At 72.2% G+C, this 16,414-nt stretch carries 18 protein-coding genes; 4 read left to right on the plus strand and 14 right to left on the minus strand.

Translation table 11 applies throughout. The annotated features are described in order from the left end of the window. Positions 1 to 13: 13 nt before the first annotated feature. From A3CQ_RS0133735 to A3CQ_RS0133750, 4 genes are all read right to left on the minus strand, one after another. Positions 14 to 544 (minus strand): hypothetical protein, encoded by a 531-nt coding sequence (locus tag A3CQ_RS0133735; protein ID WP_020515366.1) that lies wholly within the window; start codon positions 542 to 544, stop codon positions 14 to 16. A gap of 82 nt (positions 545 to 626) precedes the next feature. Beyond that, positions 627 to 2,981 carry a sodium-translocating pyrophosphatase gene (locus A3CQ_RS0133740; RefSeq protein WP_026206505.1) on the minus strand — a complete coding sequence of 785 codons (2,355 nt, stop codon included), beginning with the start codon at positions 2,979 to 2,981 and terminating at the stop codon, positions 627 to 629. 261 nt (positions 2,982 to 3,242) lie between these two features. Continuing rightward, a complete protein-coding gene (locus tag A3CQ_RS0133745) occupies positions 3,243 to 3,683 on the minus strand; it encodes an ATP-binding protein (protein WP_026206506.1) in 441 nt (146 codons plus the stop codon). Continuing rightward, a complete protein-coding gene (locus tag A3CQ_RS0133750) occupies positions 3,680 to 4,039 on the minus strand; it encodes an STAS domain-containing protein (protein WP_020515369.1) in 360 nt (119 codons plus the stop codon). The genes A3CQ_RS0133745 and A3CQ_RS0133750 overlap by 4 nt, the downstream gene beginning before the upstream one ends. Before the next feature lie 215 nt (positions 4,040 to 4,254). Between A3CQ_RS0133750 and sftH the strand changes: the two genes are divergently transcribed. From sftH to A3CQ_RS0133765, 3 genes are read left to right on the plus strand one after another with little or no spacing between them, the layout of a single operon-like run. Beyond that, positions 4,255 to 6,507, plus strand: a complete 2,253-nt coding sequence (gene sftH, locus A3CQ_RS0133755) for a DEAD/DEAH box helicase (protein ID WP_020515370.1) — start codon at positions 4,255 to 4,257, stop codon at positions 6,505 to 6,507. 54 nt (positions 6,508 to 6,561) lie between these two features. Beyond that, positions 6,562 to 7,092: a SigE family RNA polymerase sigma factor gene (locus tag A3CQ_RS0133760; RefSeq protein ID WP_245577436.1), complete on the plus strand. Its 531-nt coding sequence runs from the start codon at positions 6,562 to 6,564 to the stop codon at positions 7,090 to 7,092. Between the two features lie 2 nt (positions 7,093 to 7,094). Next, positions 7,095 to 8,102: a hypothetical protein gene (locus tag A3CQ_RS0133765; RefSeq protein WP_020515372.1), complete on the plus strand. Its 1,008-nt coding sequence runs from the start codon at positions 7,095 to 7,097 to the stop codon at positions 8,100 to 8,102. 76 nt (positions 8,103 to 8,178) lie between these two features. Here A3CQ_RS0133765 and A3CQ_RS0133770 read toward each other — a convergent pair whose 3' ends face one another. From A3CQ_RS0133770 to ssd, 8 genes are all read right to left on the minus strand, one after another. Then, positions 8,179 to 8,547 (minus strand): Rv3654c family TadE-like protein, encoded by a 369-nt coding sequence (locus tag A3CQ_RS0133770; RefSeq protein ID WP_020515373.1) that lies wholly within the window; start codon positions 8,545 to 8,547, stop codon positions 8,179 to 8,181. Continuing rightward, positions 8,544 to 8,903, minus strand: coding sequence for a TadE family type IV pilus minor pilin (locus A3CQ_RS0133775; RefSeq protein WP_020515374.1), 360 nt, complete (start codon positions 8,901 to 8,903; stop codon positions 8,544 to 8,546). Before A3CQ_RS0133775 ends, A3CQ_RS0133770 begins: the two co-directional genes overlap by 4 nt. Then, positions 8,900 to 9,028, minus strand: coding sequence for a DUF4244 domain-containing protein (locus A3CQ_RS0133780; protein ID WP_370657635.1), 129 nt, complete (start codon positions 9,026 to 9,028; stop codon positions 8,900 to 8,902). The genes A3CQ_RS0133775 and A3CQ_RS0133780 overlap by 4 nt, the downstream gene beginning before the upstream one ends. A 149-nt stretch (positions 9,029 to 9,177) precedes the next feature. After that, on the minus strand, positions 9,178 to 9,921 hold the full coding sequence (locus A3CQ_RS0133785; RefSeq protein ID WP_040433483.1) for a type II secretion system F family protein: 744 nt from the start codon (positions 9,919 to 9,921) through the stop codon (positions 9,178 to 9,180). After that, positions 9,918 to 10,100, minus strand: a complete 183-nt coding sequence (locus A3CQ_RS0133790; protein ID WP_020515377.1) for a hypothetical protein — start codon at positions 10,098 to 10,100, stop codon at positions 9,918 to 9,920. The genes A3CQ_RS0133785 and A3CQ_RS0133790 overlap by 4 nt, the downstream gene beginning before the upstream one ends. Then, positions 10,097 to 10,957, minus strand: coding sequence for a hypothetical protein (locus A3CQ_RS62265; protein WP_051115432.1), 861 nt, complete (start codon positions 10,955 to 10,957; stop codon positions 10,097 to 10,099). The genes A3CQ_RS0133790 and A3CQ_RS62265 overlap by 4 nt, the downstream gene beginning before the upstream one ends. Beyond that, positions 10,954 to 12,138 (minus strand): TadA family conjugal transfer-associated ATPase, encoded by a 1,185-nt coding sequence (locus A3CQ_RS0133800; protein WP_020515379.1) that lies wholly within the window; start codon positions 12,136 to 12,138, stop codon positions 10,954 to 10,956. Before A3CQ_RS0133800 ends, A3CQ_RS62265 begins: the two co-directional genes overlap by 4 nt. After that, positions 12,135 to 13,214, minus strand: coding sequence for a septum site-determining protein Ssd (gene ssd / locus A3CQ_RS0133805; RefSeq protein WP_020515380.1), 1,080 nt, complete (start codon positions 13,212 to 13,214; stop codon positions 12,135 to 12,137). Before ssd ends, A3CQ_RS0133800 begins: the two co-directional genes overlap by 4 nt. 477 nt (positions 13,215 to 13,691) lie before the next feature. Between ssd and A3CQ_RS0133810 the strand changes: the two genes are divergently transcribed. After that, positions 13,692 to 14,489, plus strand: a complete 798-nt coding sequence (locus tag A3CQ_RS0133810) for an HAD family hydrolase (protein WP_020515381.1) — start codon at positions 13,692 to 13,694, stop codon at positions 14,487 to 14,489. A 566-nt stretch (positions 14,490 to 15,055) separates the two neighbouring features. On the opposite strand, the gene A3CQ_RS0133815 is transcribed toward A3CQ_RS0133810, so the two are convergent. Then, entirely contained in the window at positions 15,056 to 15,535 is a 480-nt protein-coding gene (locus A3CQ_RS0133815) for a PH domain-containing protein (RefSeq protein ID WP_020515382.1), read from the minus strand. A gap of 60 nt (positions 15,536 to 15,595) precedes the next feature. Then, complete coding sequence (locus A3CQ_RS0133820) at positions 15,596 to 16,336, minus strand: Fic family protein (RefSeq protein ID WP_026206510.1); 741 nt, start codon at positions 16,334 to 16,336, stop codon at positions 15,596 to 15,598. Between the last annotated feature and the right edge of the window lie 78 nt (positions 16,337 to 16,414).

The following is a 16,414-nucleotide window of genomic DNA, read 5'->3' on the forward strand; positions in this document are numbered from 1 at the left end:
CGGGTCGGTCACCTCACCGGCACTCGGGCACTTCGTCGAAGGCCTGTTTCAGCTCGGGCGAGTTGAGCTTGCTCGTGTCGAGGCTGCTCGCCGCGTAGTCGGTGTTGAGCTGATCGACGACTTTCGCCACCTGCTCGTAGAAGGTCTTGGACGGGGTGGTGGCCAGGCCGTTGATGCCGGTGGCGGCCTTGCCGTAGGCGTCGCGCAGCCCGGCCAGCGCGCCGGTGAAGCCCTCGGCGATCTGCTGGCCGTTGCTCACGTCGGGCACGCCCGCCTTGGCGACGCCTGCCCGTGCCGTCTCGCTCGCGTCATGCGCGCCGACGAAGAGGCGGCTCAAGTTTTCCTTGGCCTGGCCGGGCGTCGTGTTCGCGTTGATCTGCTGCTGGGCGCGACTGGTCAGCGAGCCGATCTCGGTGCGCCAGGGGCTCAGCGTGGCGCAGACCGAGGCGGCCCAGACCCGGGGGTCGGGTGCGCCGGAGCAGGCCACGACGCTCGCCATGAGCGCGAACAGGAGCACTACCGAGAGGGGACGGGCCGGACGCATGGGAAGCAGCGTACGGCCCGGGTGTGACAACCTTCCATGGTGCTTGGGGGTGCCCAGGCGTGGGCACCCCCGCCCACGTTTGTCAGGCGCTGACGCGCGCGTTGGGCTTCTCGCCGGCCGGGGCCGGAGCGTCGCCCATCGAGATCGGCTTGCGCTTGCTGAAGACCACGGCCGCCACCACGATCGCCGCCGCGACCAGCGAGATCGTCACCCGCAGCGGGGTGTTGGCGTCGGAGCCGATGCTCCAGCTCACCACGGCCGGCGCGATCAGCAGCGAGACCAGGTTCATCACCTTGAGCAGCGGGTTGATCGCCGGGCCCGCGGTGTCCTTGAACGGGTCACCGACGGTGTCGCCGATGACCGTCGCGGCGTGCGCCTCGGAACCCTTACCGCCGTACGCGCCGTCCTCGACCAGCTTCTTGGCGTTGTCCCAGGCGCCACCGGAGTTGGCCAGGAAGACCGCCATCAGCGTGCCGGCGCCGATCGCACCGGCCAGGTAGGCCGCGAGCGCGCCGGCGCCCAGGCCGAAGCCGACCGCGATCGGGGCCAGGATCGCCAGCAAGCCGGGCGTGATCAGCTCGCGCTGCGCGTCCCGGGTGCAGATGTCGACGACGCGGCCGTACTCGGGCCGTTCGGTGCGGTCCATGATCCCGGGGTGGTCGCGGAACTGGCGGCGAACCTCCATCACGACCGCGCCCGCCGAACGGGACACCGCGTTGATCGCCAGGCCCGAGAAGAGGAACACGACGGACGCGCCGATCAGCAGGCCGACGAGGCTGCGCGGGTTCGCGATGTTGAGCAGGCCGAGGATCTCACCCGGGACGTCCTTGACCCCGGCGTCGGTCAGCGAGCTGGCCAGGCTGTTGGTGTACGACCCGAACAGCGCCGTGGCGGCGAGGACGGCCGTCGCGATCGCGATGCCCTTGGTGATCGCCTTCGTGGTGTTGCCGACCGCGTCCAGCTCCGTGAGGATCTGGGCGCCCTTCTCGTCGACGTCGCCGGACATCTCGGCGATGCCCTGCGCGTTGTCGGAGATCGGGCCGAAGGTGTCCATCGCGACGATGACGCCGACCGTGGTGAGCAGGCCGGTGCCGGCCATCGCCACCGCGAACAGCGACAGGGTCAGCGACGAGCCGCCGAGCAGGAACGCGCCGTAGACGCCGGCGGCGATCAGCAGCGCCGAGTAGACCGCGGACTCGAGGCCGACGCTGATGCCGGCCAGCACGACGGTAGCCGCGCCCGTCTGCGACGACTTGCCGATGTCCTGCACCGGGCGGCGGTTGGTCTCGGTGAAGTACCCGGTCAGCGCCTGAATGGCGGCCGCCAGCACGATGCCGATCACGACGGCGCCGACGGCGACCCAGCGCGGGTCCCGCCCGCTGTTCAGGACGCCGGCCTCGATGCTCGTGTCCTTGAACCCGGCGAACGAGTCGGGCAGGTAGATGAAGCTGACCACCGCCACGATGATCGCGGAGAGCGCCGCCGAGATGTAGAAGGCCCGGTTGATCGCGGTGAGACCGTTGCGGTCGGACGGACGCAGCCGGGTGATGAAGACGCCGACGATGGCGATCACGACGCCGATCGTCGAGACGATCAGCGGGAAGATCAGGCCGTCCTGGCCGAACGCGGCCTGGCCGAGGATCAGCGCGGCGACCAGGGTGACCGCGTACGACTCGAACAGGTCGGCGGCCATGCCGGCGCAGTCGCCGACGTTGTCGCCCACGTTGTCGGCGATGGTCGCCGGGTTGCGCGGATCGTCCTCGGGGATGCCCTGCTCCACCTTGCCGACCAGGTCGGCGCCGACGTCCGCGGCCTTGGTGAAGATGCCGCCGCCGACCCGCATGAACATCGCGAGCAGCGCGGCGCCGAAGCCGAATCCCTCGAGCACGGTCGGGGCGTCGCCCTTGAAGATCAGCACGACCAGCGCGCCGCCGAAGAGGCCGAGGCCCACGGTGAGGAAGCCCACCACGCCACCGGTGCGGAACGCGATGCCCATCGCGGTCTCGCGCCCGCCCTGCTCACCGGCCGCCGCGGCGACCCGGAGGTTGGCCCGGGTGGCCAGGGCCATGCCCGCACCGCCGATGAACGACGAGAAGACAGCGCCCACGATGAAGAAGAGCGAGCGACCGATCTTGACCCATGTCTCGTTGTCGGTGTCGTGCACCGGCAAGAGGAAGAGCAGAACAACCGCGATCACCACGAAGATCGCCAGCGTCCTGAACTGGCGGAACAGGTACGCCGACGCGCCTTCCTGCACGGCGCCGGCGATCTCCTGCATGTTCTTGGTGCCGCGCCCCGTCTTGAGCACCGACTGGACGAACATCGCCGCGAAGCCCAGCGCGATCAGCGCGAAGACCAGCGCGACGATGATAAATGTGACGTTCGAACCACTCAGGGACACTCCGCCCGCGGCAGAAGTTATCAAGGTCCCGGACATCAATGTCCTCCTGTACACCGACCGCGCCCGATGCCGACGGACGAACCCGGCCGGGCGCATTCCCCGTTACCGGGGAGACGACAACTGGGTCCCGCGGACGCGGGACCAGGAGCAGTAGCTGATAACTCGCGTACTGTATCGGCCGCTCGTGGTGGTGGTCACACCCGGCTCCGGCCGTGTCGTGGTGATGTTCGCCGCTGTGTTAGCGCGGCGCCAGAGGGGTACGGATCTTTTTTGATCTTCGTTGGTGTCTTTCGCGGCTCAGCGCCGCTGCACCGGCCACACCATTCGGACCTGGGTCCCGGGACCGTCCTCGACCGGACGAACCTCCAGGTCATCGACAAATCCGGCGAGGAGGGCGAAGCCCACTCCGGTGGTCAGCGCCTCGTCGGTCAGGGACTCGTCGGCGAGCTCGTCGGGGGGCAGCTTGGCCAGGCCGACACTCGCCTCGATCGGGGCGTGATCGATCACCCGAACGGCATATGAGTCCGAATCAGACATTTCAACGGTCACGAGATCGGGTAGCCCGTACTGGTTGTGCAGAGCCACCGCCCGCGTGCAGGCCTCGCCGATCGCCAGCCGGACCTCGTCGAGCAGTTCCTCGGCGACCCCCGCGCGCCGAGCCACCGCCACACCGACCAGGCGAGCCGTCCGGACATGCACCGGCGCCGGCGAGAAGGACAGCCGAACCGTCGCCATCACGAAGCGGGACCGCTGCCGTCGCCGTCTTCGGTCGCCGCCTCGATCGTCGGGTAGATCGGGAAAACCTGGTCCAGCGCGGTGATCCGGAAGATCTTGAGCAGCGGCTCCTTGGAACAGACCAGCCCGAACCGGCCGTTCGCCACGCGCAGCCGCTTCATCGCCCCGACCAGAACGCCGAGGCCGGTGGAGTCGAGGAACTCGACACCGCCCAGGTCGACGACCACGTTTCGCGCGCCGGCGTCGACGAGCTCGACGAGCCGCTCCCGCAGCCGCGGAGCCGTGTAGACGTCGACCTCGCCGCCCACCTCGAGCACCGTGTGCTCGGCGACGGTCCGGCTCGCAAGGGACAGTTCCATCGCTCCTCCTCCCTGCGGGACATGCTGAGGCAGCCGATCTCCCCAGCGAATCTAACCACCGACCGGCTTCCCGCGACGCACGGCACCCTCCCCACGTACCCGTTTGAGGTGGGGCCCATACCGGTGTCAGAGTGCATCGCGTGACGTCCACCGCCCACCGCCCGGCCTCCCCATCCAACCACCCCGCCACCACCCTTGACCGGACTGAAGACTCGTTGTCCCAGCTCTCCTCTCAGCCGGTCACGCACGTCGAGCGGATGCCGGCCCGATCGGGCACCCGGGCGGAATGGCCGTCGTGGGCCCCTTCGTCGTTCGTGGCGGCATGCCGCGAGCGCGGGATCGCCGCGCCGTGGGCTCATCAGGCGGCCGCCGCATCGCTCGCCTTCGAGGGGAAACACGTCGTGCTGGCGACCGGGACGGGGTCGGGCAAGTCGCTCGGCTATCAGCTTCCGGTGCTCGCGCGGCTGCTCGAGGACCCGCGCGCTACGGCGCTCTATCTCGCGCCGGCGAAGGCGCTCGCCGCGGATCAGTTGCGCTCCGTCGCGGGTTTCGGTCTTCCCGACGTACGCCCGGCCACCTACGACGGTGACACCGCGCGCGAGGAACGCGACTGGATCCGCCAGCACTCCCGCTTCGTACTGACAAATCCAGATATGTTGCATCATGGGATGCTTCCGGGACACGAACGGTGGGCGTCGTTCCTTCGCCGGCTTTCGTACGTGGTGATCGACGAGTGTCACGCGTACCGCGGAGTTTTCGGCTCCCACGTCGCGCACGTGGTGCGGCGGTTGCGGCGGTTGGCCGCCCGGTACGGCGGCTCGCCCACGTTCATCCTCGCGTCCGCCACCTCGGGTGATCCGGCCGACGCCGCCTCCCGGCTGACCGGGCTGCCGGTCACCGCCGTGACCGAGGACGCTTCGCCGCACGGGGCGATGACCTTCGCACTCTGGGAGCCGCCGCTCCTGCCTCCGGCCGAAGACGACCTTCCGCCCGTACGGCGTTCCGCACTGCGCGAGACGTCCGACCTGCTCACCGACGCCGTGGTGTCGGGAACGCGCACGCTCGCGTTCGTCCGGTCGCGGCGCGGGGCCGAGGTGGTGGCGGCCGTGACCCGGCGGCAGCTGGACGAGGCGGTGCCGGGGCTCGGCGACCGGGTGGCCGCGTACCGGGCCGGCTACCTCAAGGAGGACCGCCGGGAGCTCGAGCGGCAGCTGCTCTCCGGCGAGCTGCTCGGGCTGGCCTCGACCAACGCGCTCGAGCTCGGCGTCGACCTGGTCGGGCTGGACGCGGTGCTGATCTGCGGCTACCCGGGCACCCGGGCATCGCTCTGGCAGCAGGCGGGACGGGCCGGGCGGGCGGGCGGGTCGGCGCTCGCGGTGCTGATCGCCCGGGACGATCCGCTCGACACCTACCTCGTGCACCATCCGTCGGCGCTGTTCGGGCGGCCGGTCGAGGCGACGGTGCTCGACCCGGCCAACCCGTACGTCCTGGGCCCGCAGCTCTGTTGCGCCGCGTCGGAGTCCCCGATCACCGCCGCCGACCTCGACCTGTTCGGCGGCACCCCGGCGAAGGCCGCGGTGGACGGCCTGACCGAGGCCGGGGCGCTGCGCCGCCGCCCGTCCGGGTGGTACTGGACGCACACCGGGCGGCCGGACGTCGACCTGCGCGGCACCGGCGGCGCGCCGGTCTCGGTCGTCGAGTCGTCGACCGGGCGCCTGCTCGGGACCGTCGACGCGGGGTCGTCGCACGCGATGCTGCACACCGGCGCGGTCTACCTGCACCAGGGCGTGTCGTTCGTGGTCGACGAGCTCGACCTGGAGGACGCGGTGGCGCTCGTGCACCAGGAGGAGCCGGACTGGTCGACCCACGCCCGCGACGTCACCGACCTGGCCGTGGTCGGTGTCCGCTCGTACGTCGACGCCGGCCCGGTGGGGCTCTTCCTCGGCGAGGTGGACGTCACCAACCAGGTCGTCTCCTACCAGCGGCGCCGCATCGGGTCGGGCGAGGTGATCGACACGCGGCCGCTGGACCTGCCGGCGCGCGAACTGCGCACGGTGGCGGTGTGGTTCACCGTGTCGCCGCGGGCGCTGGAGAACGCCGGGGTGGTGCCGCCGGACTTCCCGGGCGCCCTGCACGCGGCGGAGCACGCGGCCATCGGCCTGCTCCCGCTGATCGCCACCTGCGACCGCTGGGACATCGGCGGGCTGTCGACGGCCAACCACCCGGACACGGAGGCGCCGACGGTCTTCGTCTACGACGGTCACCCGGGCGGTGCGGGCTTCGCCGAGCGCGCGTACGAGAAGGCGGCGGAGTGGCTGGGGGCGACCCGGGAGGCGATCGCGGCGTGCGCCTGCGAGACCGGGTGCCCGTCCTGCGTCCAGTCCCCGAAGTGCGGAAACGGCAACAATCCGCTGGACAAATCGGGCGCGGTTTCGGTCCTGGAGGCGGTCCTCGCGGCGCTCGGCTGAAAAAGATTCGAGGTCGTTGACAACGTCCGCGGTCCGGCGCGGATCTTGCTGGGTGTGACGACCGTAATGAAGCACCGACCGGCCGGGACGGCGAGCGGCGCGGAGCACGATTTCCGGGTTTTCGTCCAGGGGATCGCCGCATCGCTGCACCGCACGGCGTTCCTGCTGTGCGGGGACAGGTACCTGGCCGACGACCTCGTCCAGGAGGCTCTCGCGAAGGCCTACAGCCACTGGCGCAAGGTCCAGCGGGCCGACAACCCGTCCGCGTACGTGCGACGCATCCTGATCAACGAGTCGAGGCGCCACTGGCGGCGGAACCGGAATGTCTCCGCGCACACCGACGTCGACGTGGCCGACTTCACCATCCCGGACCAGTCCGAGGGAGTGGTGAACCGGGCCGACCTGATTCGGGCGCTGCAGTCGCTGCCGGTTCGGCAGCGGGCCACCGTCGTCCTCCGGTTCCTCGAGGGCCTCAGCGAGCGGGAGACCGCCGCGGCCCTCGGGTGCAGCGAGGGAACGGTCAAGAGCCAGACGAGCCGGGCGTTGATCAAACTCAAGTCCGTCCTGAACCGAGGAGAGCACTGACCATGCCGTACAACACCGAGGAACACCTCAGCGCGGCACTGCAGGACGCCGTCGGCAACCGCCCGTTCACGCCCGACTTCGACCAGATCGAGGCCCGGGGCCGCAAGCTGCGCAACCGCCGTCTGGCCTGGCGCGCGACGGCCGGCACCAGCTTCGCCGCCGCCGCGATCGCCGCGGTCGCCGTGGCCACCAGCGGCACCGGCACCACGGCCCCGGCCCAGCTGGCCGCCCCGAAGCCGTCGGTGACCAGCGGCTCGACGGCGTCGGCCGGCGCCACCCAGGAGGCGCCGCTGGTGCAGCTGGTGGGCTACCTGACCACCGCCGAGCAGCCCGCGGGCGACGCGACCCTGCTGCTGCGCGACCAGGTGTACAAGACCGGCCTCAAGGTCGACGTGTGGGACCTGCACGCCGACAACGGGGACTACTACTTCGCCAAGACCAAGGGCGCCCTGCCGGCTCAGGTCAAGGGCAAGCACCTGCAGGAGGACGAGGCCGGCCGCAAGGCGGTCGTCGCGGCGGCGAAGTACGCGGCCAAGGGCGACCTGAACGACGCCCGCAAGAAGATGGCGTTCGCCTACGTGCCGAAGAACCCGAAGGTCAAGCCGACCCTCGAGGCGCCTGGCGTCACCCCGTCGCTGCCCGCGGCGTCCCTCAAGAAGCTGCCGAAGGGCGCCGACCCCGCCCTGTACGCGGTCAACACCACCGACAACTGGGTCTGGAACAACTCGATGGACGCGCTGATGGTCGGCGCCGGCAGCCCGACGGTTCGCGCCGGCGTCCTGCGACTGCTGAACCAGATGCCGGAGATCAAAGTCGCCCCCGGCACGTACCAGGGCCAGAAGGTGCTCACCCTGACCGCCGGCCAGCCGGCGATCGGCGGCAACGATCACGAGAGCCTGGTCATCAACGCCGAGTCCGGCCTGCCCATCAAGTACACGAACGACTTCGTGACGGTCAACTACACGGTCGAGCGCGTGACGATCGCCGACGTGGCCAAGGGCAAGTTCTGATCCCGATCCACTGCTAACCGACGCCAGGACCGGCCCGTCCCGCCGGCCCTGGCGTCCTCGTGCACTCCTCGCGGCGTCACTCCGCCGGGCCGGAGACCGGGCCGGCGCGAGCGGCCGCACTGACGTGCCGGACCAGTTGTGGGAGGGGGCGGACCTCCACCTCCGCCCGCACGACGATCTCCAGGCCGTCGACGGCGCATGAAGTCACCTGGGCGTCGTTGGCCACGGCGAAGCGGCCCGCTCGCTCGCAGGCCACGTCCTGGCCGTAGACCGCCTCCATTGCCCCGGCCAGGGCCGCCAGGTCGGCCGCGTTCCGTGCCTGGTGGCGTGCGACCCGGGCGTTGCCGATCGCCGCGCCGCCGAGCCCGGCCGCCACCAGCACCAGTCCGACGGCCAGCACGAGAATCGACGCCGCACCCCGGTCCCGCTCGTCGCGCCGTCTCATCCGGGCACCTTGGGTTCGCGGGCGGCGACCGCCCGGCCCGTCACGGTGATCACCGGCAGGTGGGTGCCTAGCAGGCGGACCGGCGCCCGCACCTCCACAGTGATTGTGTCCGTGCCGGGGGCTACGTCGACCTCGGCACCGGTCGGCGCTACCCGCTCGGCCGCCGGGGTCGCGGCCTCGCCCCGCGCCCCGGCCAGCGCACCCTCGCGAGCGGCGTCGACGCACTGCCCCTTGGCCGTCACCGCCGCTACCGCGGTGAGGCCGGTCAGGAGCAGCAGCATGAGCGCCGGCAGCCCGGCCGCGAACTCGGCGGTGAACGATCCCCGGTCGCGCCCGGGCTGCCGGCGCCGGATCATTTCAGGGCCCGGTCGATGATCGCGGTGAGGGCGGCCTGCACGTGGTCGCCGGCGACGACCTTGAGCAGCACGCCGGCGAACGCGACGGCCGCGAGCGTGCCCACGCAGTACTCGACGGTGCTCATCCCGGCGTCGCCCGCCTCGGTCCGCAGCCGGGCGAGGTTCGCGATCAGTTTGCGCACGTGGTTCTCCTTCGGTTGTGGTTGCCAGCGGCCGCCCGTCGGCGACCGCTGTGGGGTTCCGTGACCGGGGCGGGTCACGGAGTCGTGTGGCTTCAGAAGACGTCGCCGAGGACCGCGATCAGCACCGGGACGACGCCGACCAGCAGGAACGCCGGCAGGAAGCACAGCCCGAGCGGCAGGACGATCAGCACTCCGGCCCGCTGGGCGGCTGCCTCGGCGGCGACGGCCCGATCGGCCCGAAGGTCGTCGGCGAGCCGCCCGAGCGCCCCGGTGAGCGCGCCGCCGCTGGCGCTGGACCGGACCGCCGCCGCCACCAGCCGGTCGGCGCCGTCCAGGCCGGCGAGGTGTGCCCAGGCCTCGGCCGGCTCGGCGCCGAGCCGCAGCGAGCGGGCGGTCCGGCGGAGGCGCTCGCCGAGCGGACCGCCGAGCGCGTCGGCCACCGCGGCCGCGGCGCGGTCGACCGGCGCGCCGGCCCTCAGTGCCGCGGCCAGGAGGTCGGCCGCGAGCGGCAGGTCCGACACGGCCGCTAGCCGCTCCCGCCGACGGGCGGCCGGTTCCTGCCTCCGCAGCAGTCGCTCGACACCGACCCCGGCGGCCACACCGATCGGCAGGCCCCACCAGGCCCAGATCAGACCGGTGAGCGCGGCCGCCACCAGCAGACCGATGCCGAGGCGCACCCAGCGCCCGTCGTCGGCCCGCCGCAAAGGTGCCGCCGCGAGAGGTGGCCGGGGCGGGACGGGCACGGTAAGCAGCCGATCGAGTCGCCGCTGGGTGCCGCTTCGCCATAGCGTCGAGGCGATCAGCAAGACGGCCGCGGCCAGCGCCACCAGAGTCATGGCGACACCTGCAGTTCGGCGTCGGCCGCGGCGCAGACGAATTCCGCGGGCTCGACCTTGCCGTCGGACGGAGGAGTCGGTCGGCGGCCCACCAGCGCCGCGAGGCAGCACGGCCGCACAGCGACCCGGACCGGGCCGCCGGCGCTCAGCAGCGCGTCCAGCGCACACGGTTCCTTCATTGCGCCACCAGCCGATCCGCCCAGATCAGCCCGCCGCCCTGGAGAATGACGGCCCCGATCGCGCAGGCGGCACCCAGCGGGGTGTGCAGCAGCACGCCCACCGGGTCGGCACCGATCGCGAACCCCAGTGCGATCCCGCCGACCGGCAACCCCGCCAGCAGGAGCGCGGTGGCCTGTGCTCCCGCGGCCTGGGCGGCGGCCGACGCCGCCACCCGATCGGCGGCCCGGGCATCCGCCTCGATCCGCTCCACGAGATCGGCGGCCGGGGCGCCCGTCCGCTCGGCCAGGCGCCACACCGACGAGATGAGCCGCCCGAGGCGCCCCTCCAGCAGAGTCGGCCCGGACGCAGACAGCCCGGACGCAGACAACCCCGACGCAGACAGCCCGGACGCAGACAACCCCGACGCGAACAGCCCGGACGCAGGCAGCTCGGCCGCAGGCAACCCAGACGCGGACAGGCCAAACGCGGACAGGCCAGACGCGGACAGGCCAGACGCGGACAAGCCAGACGGGGACAGGCCAGACGCAGGCAGCTCGGCCGCGGACAGCCCCGCCGCGGACAGGCCGGACACCGGCAGCCCGGCCCGCAGATCGGCGGCCAGCCCGGCCAGCCGGGCGATCGAAGCGGTCCGCGCGGCACCCGCACGCCGCCGCGCCGCCCGCAGGAGTAGTGCCCGCCCGCCGATGCCCGCGTAAACCGCCGCCACCACGCCGAGAACGGGTCCGCCGGCCACGAGCCCGGCCGCCGCGACTATCCCGACCCCGACCAAGACGGCCCGCCGGGGATCGGGCCACCGGCCTGACCAGCCGATCACGGCCGCGCCGGCCACGAGACACACCACCGGCAGCGCGTTCACGCGCCCACCCCCACGGGCGGGTCGAGAACGGCCGGCACCGTGACGCCCCGGGCCGCGAGAAGCTGACTCAACGCCCAAGCGCCCGGCTGGGCCCCACGCGTACGCAACCAGGCCGGAACCACCGTCGGTGGGCCCTGCTCGGCCGGTTTCAGCACGCTCACCGATTCCAGCACCCGCCCCCGGACCGCCCGCCGCACGTGCAGCACCACCTGCAGCGCCGCTACGACCTGCGCGTGCAGGGCGTCCCGCGGCAGTCCGCCGAGCAGCCCCAGCGCCTCCAGCCGAGCCGGCACGTCGGCCGCCGTGTTCGCGTGCAGGGTTCCCGCGCCGCCGTCGTGGCCCGTGTTCAGCGCACCGAGCAAATCCACGATCTCGGCGCCCCGGCACTCGCCGAGCACCAGCCGGTCGGGCCGCATGCGCAGCGCCTGCCGCACGAGGTCGGTCAGCCCGATCGCGCCCGCACCCTCCACATTGGCCGTACGCGCCTGCAAGGTGACCACGTGCGGATGCACCGGCCGGAGCTCGGCCGCGTCCTCGACCAGCACGATCCGCTCGGTCGGAGGCACGAGTCCGAGCAATGTGGACAGCAGCGTGGTCTTGCCGCTGCCGGTGCCACCGGTCACCAGGTACGCCAGCCGGGCCCGCACGATCGCCTCCAGCACCGGCGCGACGGTGCTCGTGACGGTGCCGTGCTCGACCAGGTCGCCGAGGGTGAACGGCCGCTGCCGGAAGGTCCGCAGCGACAGGTACGGCCCGTCGGTCGCGACCGGTGGCAGCACGGCGTGCAGCCGCGTGCCGTCGGGGAGGCGCGCGTCCGCGTATGGCTGCCCGTCGTCGAGCCGCCGCCCGCACGCGGCCGCGAGCCGCTGGGCGAGACGCCGCACCTCGTCGTGGTCGCGGAAGGCGAACGCCGCTCGCTCGAGGCCGTGACCCCGGTCGACCCAGACGTGTCGGCCGTTCACCAGCACATCGGTCACATCCGGCGCGGCCAGCAGCGGCGCGAGCGGACCGGCGCCGACCAGCTCGTCGTGCACCCGGTCGGCGAGCCGCAGCACGGCCGTGTCGCCCAGCGAGGCCGCCTCCCGGCGCACCGCGTGGCGCACCGCCGCCGGCGTGGCCTCGACCCCGCCCAGCGCGAACTGGTGCCGCACCGAGCTGGTGAGCTGCCCGTACGTGGTCATGCCGGCACCTCGTCACGCGCGGCGAACAGGTCGGCGAGCAGCGAGCGGCACAGTTTCGCGAGCGATCCCCGGCCGCCGGCGGCGGGCGCCCGGCCGTACTCGATCTGGCGGCACATCTCCGGGTCAGGCCGCAGCGATCCGGCCAGCGGCAGCCCGAGCGCCCGCGAGATGTGCTCGGGCTTGAGCCGCCCGGGCGCGGGCCCGCGCACCACCAGCGAGAGATCGTCGCGATGCGCCCGGATCGTCCGCGCTATCCGGGCCGCCCCGGCGGTCGCCCGCAGCTCGGCCGGGACGATCAGCACCGCCCGGTCGGCGGCCTCCAGCGCGAGCACGGCCGGGTCGTCGAGGTGCCGGGGCAGGTCGGCGATGATCACGTCGCGGGCGCTGCGGCCGGCGTCGAGGGCGGCCGCCATCGCCTCGCTCGGCACCAGCGGCGACTCGTCCCGGGCGAACGACAACAGCACGAGGTCGCCGCGCCGGGGCAGCGAGTTCAGCAGGGCGGGCGGGTCGACGCGGCCGCCGGCCCGGGCGAGGGCGGACCAGCGCAGGCCGCCGAGCCGTTCCCAGCCGAGCATGAGGTCGAGGCCGCCGCCGAGCGGGTCGCCGTCGACGAGCAGCGTGCGGTGCCCGGCGCGAACGGCGGTGACGGCAAGCCCGGCGGCGAGGGTGCTGGCGCCCGCGCCGCCGCAGCCGCCGATCACCGCGAGCGTCCGGGCCGAGGCGGGCGGCGGCTCGGGCCGCTGGTCGGCGAAGCGGTCGACGAGCCACGCCTCGGCCGCCGGCAGCAGGCAGACGTGCACCGGCCCGAGCCGTTTGACCGCCTCCTGAACACCCGGCGGCCAGGTGTGCCGACCGACGATCACCACCCGCGGGTGGCGGGGCAGCCGGGCGCGCAGGCAGGCGATGACCAGGTCGGCGCCGAGCACGACGAACGGCGCCGCGGCCAGCTCGGCCCGGGCGGCGACGGGATCGGGGGCGACCACGACCTCGCTGCCACCCGCGGCGGCGAGGCGCAGCAGGTCGTCGAGGAGTTCCTGGTCGGCGGTCACGACGAGGGGCAGGTGCGGGGCGGGCATCGCGGCTCTCCAACACGGCGTCGGGCGGATGAGGCGCCCAACTTCGCGGAGGCAAGTCGTGCCCGGCAACGCCGCACGCGGCCGGCTGTGGACAACCCGGTGCTCTGTGGACAACGCCCACGCGACGGGTTGATCTGCTATGCGTGCAGATAGGGAACGACCCCCGTCGGGGGAGACGGGGGCCGTCCGAGGATTCGGCTCCGGGGGGGTCGAGCCGAATCGGCTCGGTGATCGCGGGGGGCGCAACCACCGAGGGTCATGTGCTGAAAGCCGATGGTGAGCGCTGCGACCGCACAACGTGAATCCCGATCGCAACAGCACTAGCATGCCTCACGAAAGGCGCACACGTCGAGTACCGATTGTGGGTCAGTGCGAGGGTGCTGCCCGTCTGACGGTTTTCACAGCGCGTCACCACCGCCCGCGCCCGGCGAGTCGGGGACGGCGGTGATGAGCCACTTGCGGCTACACTTTCGGCCCGTGGGGCGCAGCGCCGCGTTTTTCGACCTCGACAAGACCGTCATCGCCAAGTCCAGCGCGCTGGCCTTCGGACGGCCTTTCTACCGTGACGGCCTGATCAGCCGGCGCGACGTCGTCAAATCCGCTTACGCACAGCTCATGTTCCGCCTCGGCGGCGCCGGTGACGAGCACGCGATGGCTCGCACCCGCGACTACCTGGCCGCGCTGTGCAAGGGCTGGCGTGTCGAGCAGGTTCAGCAGATCGTCGCCGAGACCCTCGACGAGCTCATCAACCCCTATGTGTACGCCGAGGCCGCCACCCTGATCAGCGAGCATCAGGCGGCCGGCCGCGACGTGGTCCTGGTGTCGGCGTCGGGCGAGGAGATGGTCCGCCCGATCGGCGCCCTGCTCGGCATCACCGACGTGATCGCCACCCGGATGAGCATCGTGGACGGGCGGTACAGCGGCGAGATCGAGTTCTACGCGGCCGGGCCGAACAAGGTGGTCGGCGTGCGCAAGATGGCGGCCGAGCGCGGTTACGACCTGGGGGACTGCTACGCGTACTCCGACTCGGCCAGCGACCTGCCGTTGCTCGAGTCCGTCGGCCACCCCAGCGCCGTCAACCCCGATCGCGCCCTGCGCCGGGCGGCCCTGGAAAACACGTGGCCGATCCTCGAGTTCCGTAATCCGATCCCGCTCGGCCGACGCCTCCGAGGTGGTCCCGCGGTGCCGGTGGCAGCCGCCTTGGGCGTCGGGGTAGGGGCGGCAATTGCCCTCTCCATCTATGCGCGCCACCGGCGCTCCCGGGCCGAGGTCTAACCATTTCCCGTACGGTGTGAGCGCCCGCCGGCTCAGTCTCGGAACGTGGCGCGACCTGCGCAGGGAGTCACGTCCATGGTCATCACAGGGCCAGTGAGCAGCGCGAATGGCTTTGGTCTGACTAATCTGTTACGCCAGGTTTGCCGCCCTGAAGGCCTGGCGATCAAGCGGCGAGCGGCGTAGAAAGAACTGGCGAGAACCGTTGCGGAGGGCCTGGAGCCGGGAAAACCGGGGGTCGGGTTTCTCGAGCTTCGGAGGCGTCCGAGACTTCGGGACCACGCATCGGCACTCGTGCACGGCCACCGGGAACCCACGCGCGATCAGCCACGGCAGGCACGTTGCGGCGGGACCTGAGCCGAGAGGTTTCAGGACTGTCGACAACGACCCAGGTGCACGCTTGATAACCCGGTCCGGACGCGCTACAGCCGGCGCCCCTAGCGGGACGCCGGCTCTATTTTGCGCAGGTCTTGGGCCGGGACAGCCCGGTGTTGTGCGCGGAGGGTGAGCTGCACCCAGCCCCACGTGGAAGGCAAGCGCCTCGTGCTCGCCTCGTACGGGAAAAGGTCTTAGGAAGGGTTTTGGGCGGCCTGATGGCGTGAGCGCAGCTCCTGGTAGACCGCGCGGAACAGGCGCGGGCGGGAGTGGAAATCGATGCCCTGGGCCCACAGCTCGGTGTTGACGGTGGAGCCGTCGTGGCGGTCGATCAGGACGGTCAGGCCGCTCTCGATCTGCCAGGGACCCACGCGGTGGGTGGCCTTGTGCAGGCGGACGTGGGCGATGTCGCGCCACGGCATGGTGCGCGACCGCAGCAGGCCGTGGATGCGCAGGCCGGTGGCGCCGACGTAGGCGCCCATCTGGAGGATGCGGTGGGCGCCGATGACCCAGATCGCGGCGAGCGTGCCGGCGACGAACCGGACGCTGTGGCCGGCCAGCTCGAACTCGCGGACGGCGACCCAGGCGAGGAAACCGAGGGCTGCCGCTTCCCAGGCGATGATCAGCCAGCGGCCGGGGCCGGGCGAGTAGGGACGGGTCCAGATTTCGTCCACAAGAGCGAGTATCCCAGCGGGGACGTCCACGGGGACCGGAGTCGACGGAAGTTTGACCGATCAGGCCGTGGCCAGGACACCATCGCCGATGAGGGTCAGATCGTCGGCGGCCGTCGTGACCGCGGCGGCGTAGTGACGCAGCCACGAGCGGAGGCCGTCGGGGGTGCCGGTGGCGTAGGCGCCCGACGATCCGACGTATTCGGGCTCGCGGGCAAGGTGGCCCAGCTCGGCGGCGATGAGGCCGCGCGGGTCGAATCCCCGGCCGATCAGGGTGAGGCGGGCCGCCGCTCGCGCCACCACACCGGCCGGCCCGGCGAAGGGGCGCAGGGTGATCAGTTCGGCGTGGACGATCGCCGCCAGCAGCAACGGGTCGGACTTTTCCCCATTTTTCGTGATCAGTGCGGATAGGGCGTCGATGCGGTCGGCGCCGGACGTCAGGCGGCCGAGGTCGTTGGCGGAAACCACGCCGCGGGCGGCCAGGACGTGCAGCTTGGCCAGCACCTGGCGAGGGGCGCGCGGCCACAGGTCGACCAGCCCGGTGAGCCCCTCGGCGACCCGCAGCGCGCCCTGCACGACCGGATCGGTGACGGTCCCGCCGCGTACCTCCTCCAGGTCGTAGGAATGGCCCTCGAGCGCGGCGCTCGCGACGGCCGCCCGCAGGCTGACCTCGGCCGCGACCTGACCGCCGTGCCGGCGCAGGGCCCGGTGCCGCATGGCGGCGTCGGCGTGCTCGCGGGCTCCGGCCAGGGCGGGCGCGACGTCGGCAAGGTCGAGAAGCGGGGCAAGAGGATCCACCCGCACACCGTAGCCGGTAAGAAACGCGAAACACCGGATGCGCGAAGCAGCTCGTAGCTGGCAAGATTCGCGCAGCACCAATCA

Source organism: Paractinoplanes globisporus DSM 43857 (genome assembly GCF_000379645.1).
Classification (GTDB): Bacteria; Actinomycetota; Actinomycetes; order Mycobacteriales; family Micromonosporaceae; genus Actinoplanes; species Actinoplanes globisporus.